The organism is Piscinibacter sp. (assembly GCF_047600445.1).
GTDB lineage: Bacteria > Pseudomonadota > Gammaproteobacteria > Burkholderiales > Burkholderiaceae_C > Piscinibacter.
Map to the genome: position 1 here is coordinate 2,634,106 of NZ_JASGKT010000002.1, position 15,271 is coordinate 2,649,376.

Genomic DNA, 15,271 nt, shown 5'->3' on the forward strand with positions numbered 1-15,271 from the left:
ATGAAGCCACATCCCACCTCACCGCGCCGCACCCCGCGACGGACCAGCGCCGCGCTGGCCGCGACGCTGCTGGCCGTCGCGCTGCCGCCGGCCCCGCTCGCGCTGGCGCAGGGCAACGCCAAGCCGCCGGCGCAGCGCGGCCGCTTCGCCGGCGGCGAGCCGGTGACGCTGAACTTCGTCAACGCCGACATCGACGCCGTGTCGCGCGCGATGGGCGCGATCCTGCGGCAGCAGTTCGTCGTCGACCCGCGCGTCAAGGGCCAGATCACGCTGTTCAGCGAGCAGCCGATCACGCCGCGCGAGGCCTACCTGAACTACCTTGCCGCGCTGCGCGGGCTGGGTTTCACGGTGGTCGAGGCCGGCGGGCTGTTCAAGGTGGTGCCCGAGGCCGACGCCAAGCTGCAAAGCGGCACCGTGGCGGTGGGCGAGACCAGCCGCCGCGGCGACCAGATCCTGACGCAGATCTTCAAGCTCAACCACGAGAACGCCAACAACCTGGTGCCGGTGCTGCGCCCGCTGATCAGCCCGAACAACACCATCAACGCCAACCCGGGCAACAACTCGCTGGTCATCACCGACTACGCCGACAACCTGCAGCGCATCGCCAAGATCATCGCGGCGATGGACACGCCGGCGGCCGGCGAGGTCGAGGTGATCCCGCTGCGCCACGCGGTGGCGGCCGATCTCGCGCCGATCGTGCAGCGCCTGGCCGATTCGGCCAGCGCCGCCGCGGTGCAGGGCGCGCCGGCCACCGGCGCGGCCAACAGCGCGGTGATCGCCGACTCGCGCAACAACAGCCTGCTGGTCAAGGCCGGCAGCCCGGCGCGCATGGCCAGCATCCGCTCGCTGGTCGAGCGGCTCGACCAGCCGCTGCAAGGCTCGGCGGCGGCCGGCAACGTCTGGGTGGTGCACCTGAAGAACGCCGACGCCACCAAGCTGGCGCAGGTGCTGCGCGCCGCCTTCGCCACCAACGCCAACGCCGCGGGCGGCGGGGGCGGCGCGAACTTCGGCGTGGCCAACAGCGCCGCCCCGGCGGCCGCGGTGGCGCAGCCGGCCGGCGGCACGGCCGGCGCGTCGACACAATCGACCTCGCCGGTCAGCGCCGGCGCGGGGCCGTCGACCGGCGGCTTCATCCAGGCCGACCCGTCGACCAACTCGCTGATCATCACCGCCGCCGAGCCGCTGTACCGCCAGGTGCGCGCGATGATCGACCAGCTCGACTCGCGCCGCGCGCAGGTCTACATCGAGAGCATGATCGTCGAGGTGTCGGGCGACAACGCCGCCGACTTCGGCCTGCAGTGGCAGGGCCTGCTGGGCAACAGCGGCGACAAGTACGGCCTGTTCGCCGGCACCAGCACCTCGGTGGGCGGCCCCAGCATCATCTCGCTGTCGCAGACCGGCGCCGGCCAGGGCAGCACGCTGCCGGGCGACGGCATCAACATCGCGCTGATCCGCAACTACGGCGGCACCTACGCGCTGGCCGCGCTGGCGCGCGCGCTGCAGACCCAGGTCAACACCAACATCGTCTCGACGCCGAACCTGATCACGCTCGACAACGAGGAGGCCAAGATCGTCGTCGGCGAGAACGTGCCTTTCATCACCGGCCAGTACACCAACACCGGCACGGCGACGACCAGCCCGTTCCAGACCATCGAGCGCAAGGACGTGGGCATCACGCTGCGCATCCGCCCGCAGATCGGCGAGGGCGGCACGGTGCGCATGACGATCTACCAGGAGCAGTCGGCGGTGAAGGAGACCACCGCGGCGGGCACCAGCAACGCCGGCCCGTCGACCACCAAGCGCTCGATCGAGTCGACCGTGGTGGTCGACGACGGCGCGATCCTGGTGCTCGGCGGCCTGATCAACGAGACCTTCCGCGACACCAAGGCCAAGGTGCCGCTGCTGGGCGACATCCCGTTCGTCGGCGCGCTGTTCCGCAGCGAGAAGCGCGAGAAGAACCGCAGCAACCTGATGGTGTTCCTCAAGCCGACCATCATGCGCGACAACGACGCCGCCAACCGCCTGTCGATGGACCGCTACGACCTGATCCGCGCGCGCCAGCAGAGCGCCCAGCCGGTGCCCAACCTGCTGCTGCCGCTGCACGACGCGCCGGTGCTGCCGGCCCTGCCGTCGCAGGAGGTGCCGCCGCCACCGCCGCCCGAAGCCGCGCCGCCCGCCTCGGCGCCGGCGCAGTAGGGGCGCGGGCGATGGGCGCGCGCCACCCGCTTCCCTACGCCTTCGCGAAGGCGAACACGCTGCTGCTCGAGGACGACGGCGAGCGCCTCGTGCTGTGGGCGCCCGAGACGGTGTCGCTGCCGGCGCTGTCCGAGGTGCTGCGCCTGTACGACGTCGACGCCTTCGAGCGCGAGGCCGCGCCCTCGCTGTCCAGCCGCATCGCCGCGGCCTACGCCGGCGGCGAGTCGAGCGCGGCCACGGTGGTCGGCGAAGTCGAGAGCGCGGTCGACCTGTCGCGCATGATGCAGGACCTGCCGGCGGTGGAAGACCTGCTCGAAGCCGCCAACGACGCGCCCATCATCCGCATGCTCAACGCGCTGCTGACGCAGGCCGCGAAGGACGGCGCGAGCGACATCCACATCGAGCCCTACGAACGATCGAGCGCGGTGCGCTTCCGCGTCGACGGCACGCTGCGCGAGGTGGTGCAGCCCAACCGCGCGCTGCACGCCGCGCTGATCTCGCGCCTGAAGATCATGGCCGAGCTGGACATCGCCGAGAAGCGCCTGCCGCAGGACGGCCGCATCTCGCTGCGCATCGGCGGGCGCGCGGTCGACGTGCGCGTGTCCACGCTGCCCTCGGCGCACGGCGAGCGCGCGGTGCTGCGCCTGCTCGACAAGGGCGAGTCCAAGTTCAGCCTCGAGTCGCTGGGCATGAGCGGCGACGTGCTGACGCGCTTCGACAACCTGATCCAGCAGCCGCACGGCATCGTGCTCGTCACCGGGCCGACCGGCTCGGGCAAGACGACGACGCTGTACGCGTCGCTGGGCCGCGTCGACACCAGCACGACCAACGTGCTCACCGTCGAGGACCCGGTCGAGTACGAGCTGCCCGGCATCGGCCAGACGCAGGTCAACCCGAAGATCGACCTGACCTTCGCCAAGGCGCTGCGCGCCATCCTGCGCCAGGACCCGGACGTGATCATGATCGGCGAGATCCGCGACTTCGAGACCGCGCAGATCGCCATCCAGGCCTCGCTGACCGGCCACCTGGTGCTCGCCACGCTGCACACCAACGACGCACCCAGCGCGGTGACGCGCCTGACCGACATGGGCGTCGAGCCCTTCCTGCTGTCCAGCTCGCTGCTGGGCGTGCTGGCGCAGCGCCTGGTGCGCAAGCTCTGCCCGCACTGCAAGAAGCCCGACGAGCGCGGCCGCTGGCACCCGGTGGGCTGCGCCGAGTGCGGCATGAGCGGCTACAAGGGCCGCACCGGCGTCTACGAGCTGATGGTGGCCGACGACAAGGTGCGGGCGCTGATCCACAGCCGCGCCGCCGAGAGCCAGTTGTTCGTCGCCGCCGAGGAAGCCGGCATGCGCTCGATGCGCGAGGACGGCGAGCGCCTGGTCGCCGAAGGCATCACCTCGCTCGAAGAGGTGCTGCGCGTGACCCGAGAGTAATCGCGTGCCCGCCTACAAGTTCGAAGCTCTCGACGCCGCCGGCAAGCCCGCCAGCGGCCTGCTCGAAGCCGACAACGCCAAGGCGGCACGCGCGCAGTTGCGCGCGCAGTCGCTGGTGCCGCTGGAGGTCAAGGTGGTGGCGGCCGACAGCACGCCGGCCGGCGCGCTGACGCTCAAGCGCAAGGTCTTCGGCAGCACCGGCCTGACGGTGTGGACGCGCCAGCTCGCCGGCCTGGTCGGCTCGGGCCTGCCGCTCGAACGCGCGCTCACCGCGCTGGCCGACGAGTCCGAGGACAACCGCCAGCGCGAGCTGGTGGCGCACCTGCGCAGCGAGGTGAACTCGGGCTCGTCGTTCGCGCGCGCGCTGGCCACGCTGCCGCGCGAGTTCGACGACGTCTACCGCGGCGTGGTCGCCGCCGGCGAGGCCAGCGGCGCGCTCGGCCCGGTGCTGGAGAAGCTCGCCGACGACCTCGAGGAGCGCCAGGCGCTGCGCGCCAAGCTGATCGGCGCGACGCTGTACCCGGCCATCGTCTCGCTGATCGCGGTGGTGATCGTGGTCTTCCTCGTCACCTACGTGGTGCCTCAGGTGGCCTCGGTGTTCACCACCTCCAAGCGCGCGCTGCCGATGCTCACCGTGGCGATGCTCGCGATCAGCGGCTTCCTGCGAAGCTGGGGCTGGCTGCTGGTGCTGGCGGTCGCCGGCGGCGTGGGCGCGCTGCTGTTCGCGCTGCGCAACGAGGCCTTCCGCGAGCGCTTCGACGCCGCCTGGCTGACGCTGCCGCTGATCGGCCGGCTCTCGCGCGGCTACAACGCGGCGCGCTTCGCGGGCACGCTGGCGATGCTGGCCGGCGCGGGCGTGCCGATCCTGAAGGCCTTGCAGGCGGCGGCCGAGACGCTGTCGAACCGCGCCATGCGCGCCGACGCGATGGAGGCGCTGGTGCAGGTGCGCGAGGGCGCGCCGCTGGCCTCCGCGCTGGCCACCAAGAAGCGCTTCCCGGGCCTGCTGGCGATGTTCTCGCGCCTGGGCGAGCAGACCGGCCAGTTGCCGGTGATGCTCGAACGCGCCGCGCGCCAGCTCGGCGCCGAGGTGCAGCGCCGCGCGATGCAGATGGCGACCATCCTCGAGCCGCTGCTGATCGTCGCGATGGGCGGCGTGGTGATGCTGATCGTGCTGGCGGTGCTGTTGCCGATCATCCAGCTCAACCAGTGGGTCAGGTAGGCCGATGCCCGTCTCGCTGGCCGGTCAGCTCGTGGTGGCCATCTCGTCGCGCGCCCTCTTCGACTTCGAGGAGGAGAACCGGGTCTTCGAGGTCGAGGACGACCGCGCCTACATGCAGCTCCAGCTCGAGCGCCTGGAGCACGCCGCCAAGCCGGGCGTGGCCTTCTCGCTGGTGAACAAGCTGCTGGCCTTCAACGCGCCCGGCCAGCCGCGCGTGGAGGTGGTGATCCTGTCGCGCAACGACCCCGTCTCGGGCATGCGCGTGTTCCGCTCGGCGCGGCACTACGGGCTGCCCATCCAGCGCGGCGTGTTCACGCGCGGCGAGTCGCCATGGCGCTACCTGCGGCCGCTGGCGGCCAACCTGTTCCTGTCCACCAACGAGGCCGACGTGCGCTCGGCGCTGGGCGCCGGCGTGCCGGCGGCGCGTGTCTACCCGCACTCGGCGCGCGCCTCCGACGCGCACCCCGACGAGGTGCGCATCGCCTTCGACGGCGACGCGGTGCTGTTCTCCGACGAGGCCGAGCGCGTCTTCCAGAGCCAGGGGCTGGACGCCTTCCAGACCCACGAGCACCAGCGCGCCGCGACGCCGCTGGCACCCGGGCCGTTCAAGCCGCTGCTGCACGCCTTGCAGGCGCTGCAGCGCGAGCCGGGGCGCGACATGCGCATCCGCACCGCGCTGGTGACGGCGCGCAGCGCCCCGGCGCACGAGCGCGCCATCCGCACGCTGATGGACTGGCACATCGAGGTCGACGAAGCGATGTTCCTCGGCGGGCTGCCCAAGGGCGAGTTCCTGCGCGAGTTCGAGCCCGATTTCTTCTTCGACGACCAGACCGGCCACATCGAGAACGCCGCGCCGCACGTGCCGGCGGGGCATGTGGCGGCGGGGGTGGTGAACGGCTGAACGCGGCGGCGCGTCAGCGCGCCTGGGCGGCGCCGTCGGCGCCGCGGTGCACATGCCGCCGCAGTTGCTCCAGGTCCAGCACCCTCACCCCGCCGTACTCGATGCCGATCAGGCCCTCGGCCTGCAATGAGCGCAGCGCCTCGTTGACGCGCTGGCGCGACAGGCCGGCCAGGTAGCCCAGTTCCTGCTGCGTGATGCGCAGCAGCGTGCCGACGCCCGGGTACAGCACCGGGTGGAACAGCGCAGCGAGGCTGCGCGCGACGCGCGTGTCGGGATCGTTCATCCGGTCGATCTCGCGCGCGGCGATGAACTGGCCGAGCCGCTCGTTGAGCAGGCTCATCACGTAGCGGTTGAACGGGATGCTGCGCTCGAGCAGCCACTCGAAGCCGGCGATCTCCAGGCCGGCCACCACGCTGCGGCGCAGCGGCTCGATGTTGTAGCGGTACACCTCGCGCTTGAGCAGCGTGCCCTCGCCGAACCAGGCGCCCGGCGGCAGGCCGGTGTAGGTGATCGCCTGGCCGTGCGAGCTGTCGTTGCTCATCTTCAGCAGCCCGTCGAGCACGCCGAACCAGTAGTTGGCGCGGCGCCCGATCTTGCAGACGAAGTCGCCCGGGCTGGCCTCCACCACCTGCAGCGCGCCGACCACGCGCTGGCGCTCGGCGTCGTCGAGCACGCCCAGCCACGGGATCATCTCCAGCTCGTCGCGGCGCGGCGTCCGGGCGCGCTGGCGCAGCGGCGCGGGGCGGGCGGCGGTGTCGGCGAAGGAGGAGCTCACGAGGGGTTCATGCGGGAAACCCCCCTCGGGGGTGTCCCGGAGATTGTCGTCACAACGACAACACGGCGTCAAACTCGTGCCTACAGTGCAGGCACCGATAGGAGACCGCCAAGGTGCAGACGACCTTTCCCCGACTGATGCTCGATCACGCGGCGCAGCGCCCCGATGCGCCGGCGCTGCGCGAGAAGGTCTACGGCATCTGGCAGACGATGAGCTGGACGCAGCTCGCCGTGCTGGCGCGCGAGCTGGCCGGCGGCTTCGCGGCGGCCGGCATGAAGCGCGACGACCACGTCGTGGTGGTGGGCGACAACCGCCCGCGCCTGTACGCCTCGATGCTGGCCGCGCAGTGGCTGGGCGCGGTGCCGATCCCGCTGTACCAGGACGCGGCCTGCGCCGAGTTCGTCTTCCCGCTGGTCAACGCCGACGTGGCCTTCGCGGTCGTCGAAGACCAGGAGCAGGTCGACAAGCTGCTCGAGATCCGCGCGCAGTGCCCGCGCCTGCAACACATCTGGTACGACGACCCGCGCGGCCTGCGCAACTACAGCGAGCCGGGCCTGGCCGCGCTGGACGCGCTGATCGACGAAGGCCGGCGTTTCGCGCAGGCCCACCCCGCCCACCTCGACGCCGAGCTGGCGCGCAGCCGCCCCGACGACGTGGCGGCGATGTTCTTCACCTCCGGCACCACCGGCAACCCGAAGGGCGTGGTGCACACGCACTTCACGCTGCTCGACCGCGCCAAGGCCGGCGCCGACTTCGACCACCTCACCGAGCGCGAAGAGGTGCTGGCCTACCTGCCGCCGGCCTGGATCGGCCAGAACATCTTCAGCTACGCGCAGTGGCTGGCCTGCGGCTACGTGGTCAACTGCCCCGAGTCGGCCGCCACGGTGTCGATCGACCTGAAGGAGATCGGCCCGACCTACTACTTCGCGCCGCCGCGCGTGTTCGAGGGCCTGCTGACCAGCGTGATGATCCGCATGGAGGACGCCGGCGCGATCAAGCGCCGGCTGTTCCACTTCTTCATGAGCGTGGCCAAGGACGTGGGCCCGCGGCTGACGGACGGCAAGCCCGTCGGCATGGTCGACCGCCTGGCCTATGCGCTGGGCAACGTGCTGGTCTTCGGCCCGCTGCGCAACACGCTGGGCTTCTCGCGCGTGCGCGTGGCCTACACCGCGGGCGAGGCGATCGGGCCCGACCTGTTCAGCTTCTACCGCTCGATCGGCATCAACCTGAAGCAGCTCTACGGTTCGACCGAGACGGCGGTGTTCGTCTGCCTGCAGCCCGACCACGAGGCGCGCGCCGACACCGTGGGCGTGCCGATCGCCGGCGTCGAGGTCAAGCTCACCGACAGCGGCGAGATCCTGATCAAGTCGCCCGGGCTGCTCAAGGAGTACTACAAGAACCCGGCCGCCACCGCCGAGGTGCTGACGGCCGAGGGCTGGTACCACACCGGCGACGCCGGCTTCCTCGACGCCGGCGGGCACCTGAAGATCATCGACCGCGCGAAAGACGTCGGCCGCATCGCCGGCGGCGCCAACGACGGCGCGATGTTCGCGCCCAAGTACGTCGAGAACAAGCTGAAGTTCTTCCCGCACATCAAGGAGGCGGTTGCCTTCGGCGACAAGCGCGAGAAGGTGTGCGCCTTCATCAACATCGACTTCGAGGCGGTGGGCAACTGGGCCGAGCGCCGCAACCTGCCCTATGCCGGCTACACCGACCTGGCCGGCAAGCCCGAGGTGCTGGAGCTGGTGCGCGAGTGCGTGCAGCGCGTCAACGCCGACCTCGCCGCCGACACCATGCTGGCCGGCAGCCAGATCCACCGCTTCCTGGTGCTGCACAAGGAACTCGACGCCGACGACGGCGAGCTGACGCGCACGCGCAAGGTGCGGCGAGGCTTCATCGGCGAGCGCTACCAGGTGCTGGTCGACGCGCTGTACGGCGGCAAGAGCGAGCAGTACGTCGAGACCCAGGTGAAGTTCGAGGACGGCCGCACCGGCATGGTCTCGGCGACGCTGAAGATCGTCGACGCCAAGACCTTCCCCACGATGAAGCAGGCAGCCTGACATGGCCGAAAGAAAGATCGGCGAGGTCATCCTCGACGTCAGGAACATCAGCCTGCGCTTCGGCGGCGTGAAGGCGCTGACCGACATCAGCTTCGACGTGCGCGAGCACGAGGTGCGCGCCATCATCGGGCCGAACGGCGCGGGCAAGAGCTCGATGCTGAACTGCATCAACGGCGTCTACTGGCCGCAGGAAGGCTCGATCACGCTGCGCGGCCGGACCTTCAAGCACATGAACTCGCGCCAGGTGGCCGAGGCCGGCATCGCGCGCACCTTCCAGAACCTGGCGCTGTTCAAGGGCATGAGCGTGCTCGACAACATCATGACCGGCCGCAACCTTCGCATGAAGAGCAACCTCTTCCAGCAGGCGATCCGATGGGGCGCGGCCGAACGCGAGGAGATCGCGCACCGCGAGTTCGTCGAGCGCATCATCGACTTCCTGGAGATCCAGGCCTACCGCAAGACGCCGGTCGGCCGCCTGCCCTACGGGCTGCAGAAGCGCGTCGACCTGGGCCGGGCGCTGGCGATGGAGCCCACGCTGCTGCTGCTCGACGAGCCGATGGCCGGCATGAACGTCGAGGAGAAGCAGGACATGAGCCGCTTCATCCTCGACGTCAACGACGAGTACGGCACCACCATCGTGCTGATCGAGCACGACATGGGCGTGGTGATGGACATCTCCGACCGCGTCGTCGTGCTCGACTACGGCAAGAAGATCGGCGACGGCACGCCCGACGAGGTGCGCAGCAACCCCGACGTCATCAACGCCTACCTCGGAACGAGCCACTGACCATGGGATTCTTTCTCGAGACTCTGCTCGGCGGCCTGATGGCGGGCATGCTGTATTCGCTGATCGCGCTGGGCTTCGTGCTGATCTTCAAAGCCTCGGGCGTGTTCAATTTCGCGCAGGGCGCGATGGTGCTGTTCGCGGCGCTCGCGATGGCGCGCTTCGCCGAGTGGATCCCGAAATGGCTGGGCATCGACAGCGCCCTGGTGGGCAACCTGCTCGCCTTCGTCGCCGCGATGGCGGTGATGGTGGTGGTGGCCTGGGCGGTGGAGAAGCTGGTGCTGGGCAGGCTGGTGAACCAGGAGGGCATCACGCTGCTGATGGCGACGCTGGGCATCACCTACTTCCTCGACGGCCTGGGCCAGACGCTCTTCGGCAACGACATCTACAAGATCGACGTGGGCATGCCCAAGGACCCGATCTTCCTGTTCGAGAACCTGTTCCAGGGCGGCGTGCTGGTCAACAAGGAGGACGTCTACGCCGCGCTGATCGCCGCGGCGCTGGTGGCCCTGCTGAGCCTGTTCTTCCAGAAGACCGCCACCGGCCGCGCGCTGCGCGCGGTGGCCGACGACCACCAGGCCGCACAGTCGATCGGCATTCCGCTGAACCGCATCTGGGTGATCGTCTGGAGCGTGGCCGGCTTCGTCGCGCTGGTGGCCGGCATCATCTGGGGCAGCAAGCTGGGGGTGCAGTTCTCGCTCTCGCTGGTGGCGCTCAAGGCGCTGCCGGTGGTGATCCTCGGCGGCCTGACCTCGGTGCCCGGCGCGATCATCGGCGGCCTGATCATCGGCGTGGGCGAGAAGCTCTCCGAGGTCTACATCGGGCCGATGCTCGGCGGCGGCATCGAGATCTGGTTCGCCTACGTGCTGGCGCTCCTGTTCCTGCTGGTTCGGCCGCAAGGCTTGTTCGGCGAGAAGATCATTGATCGGGTCTGAGAACCATGCTCTACAGAGAAAACGGCCAGTTCAAGACCAGCTACCGCGCCGACCAGGCGGTCTTCCCGATCGCGCAGGACCGCATCGCGATCGCGCTGCTGCTGGTCTTCGCGATCGCCGTCGTGCCGCTGGTGGCGCCGGAGTACCTGTTCCGCGCCATCCTGATCCCCTTCCTGATCCTCTCGCTCGCCGCGCTGGGGCTGAACATCCTGGTCGGCTACTGCGGGCAGATCTCGCTGGGCACCGGCGCCTTCATGGCGGTGGGCGCCTACGCGGCCTACAACTTCCAGGCGCGCATCGAGGGCATGCCGGTGATCCTCGCGCTGCTGCTCGGCGGCGGCGCGGCAACGCTGGTGGGCGTGCTGTTCGGCATCCCCTCCCTGCGCATCAAGGGCCTGTACCTCGCGGTGGCCACGCTGGCGGCACAGTTCTTCGTCGACTGGGCCTGCCTGCGGCTGAAGTGGGTGACCAACGACTCCTCGTCGGGCTCGGTCAGCGTGGCGGGCCTGAACGTGCTGGGCATCCCGATCGAGTCGCCGGTGGCCAAGTACCTGTTCTGCCTCGGCTTCGTGATCGTCTTCGCGGTGCTCGCCAAGAACCTGGTGCGCGGGCACATCGGCCGCGAGTGGATGGCGATCCGCGACATGGACGTGGCCGCCGCGGTGATCGGCATCCGCCCGGTGTACGCCAAGCTCACCGCGTTCGCGGTCAGCTCCTTCATCGTCGGCGTGGCCGGCGGGCTGTGGGCCTTCGTGCACCTGGGCTCGTGGGAACCGGCGGCCTTCAACATCGACCGTTCGTTCCAGTTGCTGTTCATGGTGATCATCGGCGGGCTCGGCTCGATCATGGGCAGCTTCTTCGGCGCGGCCTTCATCGTCGTGCTGCCGATCGTGCTGGACAACCTGCCGTACTGGTTCGGCATCCCGATCGACACCGCGCTGGCCTCGCACCTGACCTTCATGATCTTCGGCGCGCTGATCGTGTTCTTCCTCGTCGTCGAACCGCATGGCCTCGCCCGGCTGTGGTCCATCGGCAAGGAAAAGCTGCGCCTCTGGCCCTTCCCTCACTGACCCACCGACCCGGAGACAAACGATGAAGTTCAAGACCCTCGCCCTCACCCTGGCCGCGCTGGGCGCGGCCGGCAGCCTGCTCGGCAGCGCGCCGGCCTTCGCGCAGGCCAAGGAGCAGTTCTTCCCGCTGCTGGTGTACCGCACCGGCCCGTACGCGCCCAACGGCACGCCCTGGGCCAACGGCAAGCAGGACTACATCAAGATGATCAACGCCCGCGACGGCGGCATCAACGGCGTCAAGATCGCCTACGAGGAGTGCGAGACCGGCTACGCCACCGACAAGGGCGTGGAGTGCTACGAGCGCCTGAAGGGCAAGACCAACACGCTGGTCGACCCGCAGGCCACCGGCATCACCTTCGCGCTGACCGACAAGGTGCCGGCCGACAAGATCCCGCTGCTGACGCTGGGCTACGGCCTGGCCGCCAGCCAGGACGGCAACGTCTTCAAGTGGAACTTCCCGCTGATGGGCAGCTACTGGACGGCCGCCGACGTCATCATCCAGCACCTGGGCAAGAAGGAAGGCGGGCTGGACAAGCTCAAGGGCAAGAAGATCGCGCTGGTCTACCACGACAGCCCGTTCGGCAAGGAGCCGATCCCGCTGCTGCAGGAGCGCAGCAAGATGCACGGCTTCGATCTGCAACTGATCCCCGTCACCGCGCCGGGCGTCGAGCAGAAGGCCGCGTGGCTGCAGGTGCGCCAGAGCCGGCCCGACTTCGTGATGCTGTGGGGCTGGGGCGTGATGAACAGCACCGCGCTGAAGGAGGCGCAGGCCACCGGCTACCCGCGCGAGAAGATGTACGGCGTGTGGTGGTCGGGCGCCGAGCCCGACGTGAAGGACGTCGGCGAAGGCGCCAAGGGCTACACCGCGCTGGCGCTGAACCCCTCGGGCACGCAGTCCAAGGTCATGCAGGACATCCTGAAGTTCGTGCACGACAAGGGCCAGGGCACCGGGCCGAAGGACGAGGTCGGCAGCGTGCTGTACACGCGCGGCGTGATCATCCAGATGCTGGGCATCGAGGCCGTGCGCCGCGCGCAGGAGCGTTTCGGCAAGGGCAAGGTGATGAGCTCCGAGCAGGTGCGCTGGGGCCTGGAGAACCTGGCGCTCGACCAGAAGCGCCTGGACGCGCTGGGCTTCGCCGGCATGATGCGGCCGTTGTCCACCTCGTGCAGCGACCACATGGGTTCGTCGTGGGTGCGCCTGCACACCTGGGACGGCCAGAAGTGGAACTTCAGCTCCGACTGGTACCAGGCCGACGAGCAGATCCTCAAGCCGATGGTCAAGGCCGCGGCCGACAAGTACGCCGGCGACAAGAAGCTGACGCGCCGCACGCCCGAAGACTGCCAGTCATGACCCACCCCCGGAGCGGCTCACGCCGGCCCTCGCCCTCGCAGAGCTCGGGCGGTTCGCGAGGCGTTCGGGTCTGCGCAGGCAGACCCTCTCGTCCGCGCTCACCCCCCTCGAGGGGGCGCCGCCGGCGGCCCGGCAAAGCCGGTTCCGCGGCGGCCGCTTGATCACACCGAGCCATGAGCAACATCATCCTGAACGTCAACGGCATCGAGGTCATCTACAACCACGTGATCCTCGTGCTCAAGGGCGTCTCGCTGCAGGTGCCGGAAGGCGGCATCGTCGCGCTGCTGGGCGGCAACGGCGCGGGCAAGACCACCACGCTGCGCGCCGTGTCCAACCTGCTGGCCGGCGAGCGCGGCGAGGTGACCAAGGGCTCCATCGAGCTGCGCGGCGAGCGCATCGAGAAGCTCAGCACCGCCGACATGGTGCAGCGCGGCGTGGTGCAGGTGATGGAGGGGCGGCACTGCTTCGCGCACCTGACCATCGAGGAGAACCTGATGACCGGCGCCTACACGCGCCGCGACGGCAAGGCGGCGGTGGCCGCCACGCTGGAGAAGGTCTACAACTACTTCCCGCGCCTGAAGACGCGCCGCGGCTCGCAGGCCGCCTACACCTCGGGCGGCGAGCAGCAGATGTGCGCGATCGGCCGCGCGCTGATGGCCAACCCGAAGATGGTGCTGCTCGACGAACCCTCGATGGGCCTGGCGCCGCAGATCGTCGAGGAGGTGTTCGAGATCGTGAAGGACCTCAACGCCAAGGAGCGCGTGACCTTCCTGCTCGCCGAGCAGAACACCAACATCGCGCTGCGCTACGCCGACTACGGCTACATCCTGGAGAACGGCCGCATCGTGATGGACGGCGAGGCCAAGGCGCTGCGCGAGAACGAGGACGTCAAGGAGTTCTACCTCGGCATGGGCGGCGGCGACCGCAAGAGCTTCCGCGACGTGAAGAGCTACAAGCGGCGCAAGAGGTGGCTGGCGTGAGCGACGACCTCGGCGGCTTCGCGCCGCCGCCGTTCGAGCCCGACGAGGCCTTGCAGCGCGCCCGGCGCGAGCTGCGCGAGATGGGCCTGGCCGAACGCGCCGGCCAGTTCGAGCGCAACGGCCTGGGCATCGCGAAGCTGGCCGTGGACGGCGCGGCGCTGAAGGCCTCGATGGTGAAGCGCCCGAACCGCAACAGCCCCGAGTGGACCCACCAAACCCTGACCACGAGCGCGATGCTGCGCGACTGGAGCGCCGAGCTGAAGAAGAAGCTGGCCGGCTGGAGCGACCGCGATGACTGACGATCACTTCGACGTGCTGGAGACCCGCGCGCCGTCCGCGCGCGAGGCGGCGCTGATGGCCGCGCTGCCGCGCCAGGTGGCGGCGGCGCAGAAGACGGCGGCGTTCGGCGAGCTGCTGGCCGGCGTGGACGCGGCCGCGATCGGCTCGCGCGCCGCGCTGGCCGCGCTGCCGGTGCTGCGCAAGCACGAGCTGCTGGAGCGCCAGAAGGCGCAGCGCGCGCAAGACCCGTTCGGCGGCTTCTCGGCGATCGGCTGGCGCGGCCTGCGCGCGGCCTCGGGCGCCCGGCGCGTGTTCCAGTCGCCCGGGCCGATCTACGAACCCGAGGGCGCGGCGCCCGACTACTGGCGCATCGCCCGCGCGATGCACGCCGCGGGCTTTCGCGCCGGCGACCTGGTCCACAACAGCTTCAGCTACCACCTCACGCCGGCCGGCTCGATGATGGAGACCGGCGCGCACGCGCTGGGCTGCACCGTCTTCGCCGGCGGCGTCGGCAACACCGAGCTGCAGTTGCAGGCGATGCAGGAGCTGCGCCCGCACGGCTATGCCGGCACGCCGAGCTTTCTGCGCATCCTGTTCGAGAAGGCCGCCGAGGGCGGCGTCGCGCTGCCCTCGCTGAGCAAGGCGCTGGTCAGCGGCGAGGCCTTCCCGCCGTCGCTGCGCGACTGGCTGGCCGAGCGCGGCGTGCAGGGCTACCAGTGCTACGCCACCGCCGACGTCGGCCTGATCGCCTACGAAACCCGTGCGCGCGAGGGCCTGGTGCTCGACGAAGGCGTGATCCTCGAGATCGTGCGCCCCGGCACCGGCGAGCCGCTGCCCGACGGCGAGGTCGGCGAGGTGGTGATCACCGTGCTGAACGCCGACTACCCGATGCTGCGCTTCGGCACCGGCGACCTCTCCGCCGTGCTGCCCGGCGCCTGCCCCAGCGGCCGCAGCAACACCCGCATCAAGGGCTGGCTGGGCCGCGCCGACCAGACCGCCAAGGTGCGCGGCATGTTCGTGCACCCCAGCCAGGTGGCCGAGGTGGCGCGCCGGCACCCCGAAGTGCGGCGCGCGCGCCTGGTGGTCGCCGGCGAGATGGCCAACGACACGATGACCTTGAAGGTGGAAGTCGAGGGCGCCCCCGAGGGCCTGGCGGCGAAGCTGGCCGAGAGCGTGCGCGACGTGACCAAGCTGCGCGCCGAGGTCGAACTCGTCGCGCCGGGCAGCCTGCCCAACGACGGCAAGGTGATCGAGGACGCGCGCAGCTACCGCTGACATCACGGCGCCC

13 protein-coding genes are annotated in these 15,271 nt (G+C 70.1%); 12 read left to right on the forward strand and 1 reads right to left on the reverse strand.

Going from position 1 to position 15,271, the window contains the following annotated elements; genetic code table 11:
• From gspD to QM792_RS16550, 4 genes are read left to right on the forward strand one after another with little or no spacing between them, the layout of a single operon-like run.
• Nucleotides 1–2,196, forward strand: a complete 2,196-nt coding sequence (gene gspD / locus QM792_RS16535) for a type II secretion system secretin GspD (protein ID WP_415151198.1) — start codon at nt 1–3, stop codon at nt 2,194–2,196.
• A gap of 11 nt (nt 2,197–2,207) precedes the next feature.
• Nucleotides 2,208–3,629, forward strand: coding sequence for a type II secretion system ATPase GspE (gspE, locus tag QM792_RS16540; protein ID WP_415151199.1), 1,422 nt, complete (start codon nt 2,208–2,210; stop codon nt 3,627–3,629).
• Between the two features lie 4 nt (nt 3,630–3,633).
• Entirely contained in the window at nt 3,634–4,848 is a 1,215-nt protein-coding gene (gspF, locus tag QM792_RS16545) for a type II secretion system inner membrane protein GspF (RefSeq protein WP_415151200.1), read from the forward strand.
• 4 nt (nt 4,849–4,852) lie between these two features.
• Complete coding sequence (locus QM792_RS16550) at nt 4,853–5,749, forward strand: 5'-nucleotidase (RefSeq protein ID WP_415151201.1); 897 nt, start codon at nt 4,853–4,855, stop codon at nt 5,747–5,749.
• 13 nt (nt 5,750–5,762) lie between these two features.
• On the opposite strand, the gene QM792_RS16555 is transcribed toward QM792_RS16550, so the two are convergent.
• Nucleotides 5,763–6,440 carry a Crp/Fnr family transcriptional regulator gene (locus QM792_RS16555; protein WP_415151650.1) on the reverse strand — a complete coding sequence of 226 codons (678 nt, stop codon included), beginning with the start codon at nt 6,438–6,440 and terminating at the stop codon, nt 5,763–5,765.
• 197 nt (nt 6,441–6,637) lie between these two features.
• Between QM792_RS16555 and QM792_RS16560 the strand changes: the two genes are divergently transcribed.
• The 8 genes from QM792_RS16560 to QM792_RS16595 all read left to right on the forward strand — a co-directional run bounded on the left by QM792_RS16560 (nt 6,638) and on the right by QM792_RS16595 (nt 15,258).
• Nucleotides 6,638–8,584, forward strand: coding sequence for an AMP-dependent synthetase/ligase (locus QM792_RS16560; protein ID WP_415151202.1), 1,947 nt, complete (start codon nt 6,638–6,640; stop codon nt 8,582–8,584).
• A 1-nt stretch (nt 8,585) separates the two neighbouring features.
• Nucleotides 8,586–9,371, forward strand: coding sequence for an ABC transporter ATP-binding protein (locus tag QM792_RS16565; RefSeq protein WP_415151203.1), 786 nt, complete (start codon nt 8,586–8,588; stop codon nt 9,369–9,371).
• A 2-nt stretch (nt 9,372–9,373) separates the two neighbouring features.
• On the forward strand, nt 9,374–10,303 hold the full coding sequence (locus tag QM792_RS16570; protein ID WP_415151204.1) for a branched-chain amino acid ABC transporter permease: 930 nt from the start codon (nt 9,374–9,376) through the stop codon (nt 10,301–10,303).
• 5 nt (nt 10,304–10,308) lie between these two features.
• Nucleotides 10,309–11,373 (forward strand): branched-chain amino acid ABC transporter permease, encoded by a 1,065-nt coding sequence (locus tag QM792_RS16575; RefSeq protein ID WP_415151205.1) that lies wholly within the window; start codon nt 10,309–10,311, stop codon nt 11,371–11,373.
• Between the two features lie 22 nt (nt 11,374–11,395).
• Entirely contained in the window at nt 11,396–12,724 is a 1,329-nt protein-coding gene (locus QM792_RS16580) for an ABC transporter substrate-binding protein (protein ID WP_415151206.1), read from the forward strand.
• Nucleotides 12,725–12,897: 173 nt separating this feature from the next.
• Nucleotides 12,898–13,704 (forward strand): ABC transporter ATP-binding protein, encoded by an 807-nt coding sequence (locus QM792_RS16585; RefSeq protein ID WP_415151207.1) that lies wholly within the window; start codon nt 12,898–12,900, stop codon nt 13,702–13,704.
• Nucleotides 13,701–14,003, forward strand: a complete 303-nt coding sequence (locus QM792_RS16590) for a hypothetical protein (RefSeq protein WP_415151208.1) — start codon at nt 13,701–13,703, stop codon at nt 14,001–14,003. The genes QM792_RS16585 and QM792_RS16590 overlap by 4 nt, the downstream gene beginning before the upstream one ends.
• Nucleotides 13,996–15,258 (forward strand): phenylacetate--CoA ligase family protein, encoded by a 1,263-nt coding sequence (locus QM792_RS16595; RefSeq protein ID WP_415151209.1) that lies wholly within the window; start codon nt 13,996–13,998, stop codon nt 15,256–15,258. The genes QM792_RS16590 and QM792_RS16595 overlap by 8 nt, the downstream gene beginning before the upstream one ends.
• The last annotated feature ends 13 nt before the right edge of the window (nt 15,259–15,271 follow it).

Bases quoted from the DNA above. Each gene is read 5' to 3' on its own strand.
- QM792_RS16585 (WP_415151207.1), top strand. From the start codon at position 12,898: ATGAGCAACATCATCCTGAACGTCAACGGCATCGAGGTCATCTACAAC.
- gspD (WP_415151198.1), top strand. From the start codon at position 1: ATGAAGCCACATCCCACCTCACCGCGCCGCACCCCGCGACGGACCAGC.
- QM792_RS16570 (WP_415151204.1), top strand. From the start codon at position 9,374: ATGGGATTCTTTCTCGAGACTCTGCTCGGCGGCCTGATGGCGGGCATG.
- QM792_RS16595 (WP_415151209.1), top strand. From the start codon at position 13,996: ATGACTGACGATCACTTCGACGTGCTGGAGACCCGCGCGCCGTCCGCG.
- QM792_RS16550 (WP_415151201.1), top strand. From the start codon at position 4,853: ATGCCCGTCTCGCTGGCCGGTCAGCTCGTGGTGGCCATCTCGTCGCGC.
- gspE (WP_415151199.1), top strand. From the start codon at position 2,208: ATGGGCGCGCGCCACCCGCTTCCCTACGCCTTCGCGAAGGCGAACACG.
- QM792_RS16575 (WP_415151205.1), top strand. From the start codon at position 10,309: ATGCTCTACAGAGAAAACGGCCAGTTCAAGACCAGCTACCGCGCCGAC.
- QM792_RS16580 (WP_415151206.1), top strand. From the start codon at position 11,396: ATGAAGTTCAAGACCCTCGCCCTCACCCTGGCCGCGCTGGGCGCGGCC.
- QM792_RS16555 (WP_415151650.1), bottom strand. From the start codon at position 6,440: ATGATCCCGTGGCTGGGCGTGCTCGACGACGCCGAGCGCCAGCGCGTG.
- QM792_RS16565 (WP_415151203.1), top strand. From the start codon at position 8,586: ATGGCCGAAAGAAAGATCGGCGAGGTCATCCTCGACGTCAGGAACATC.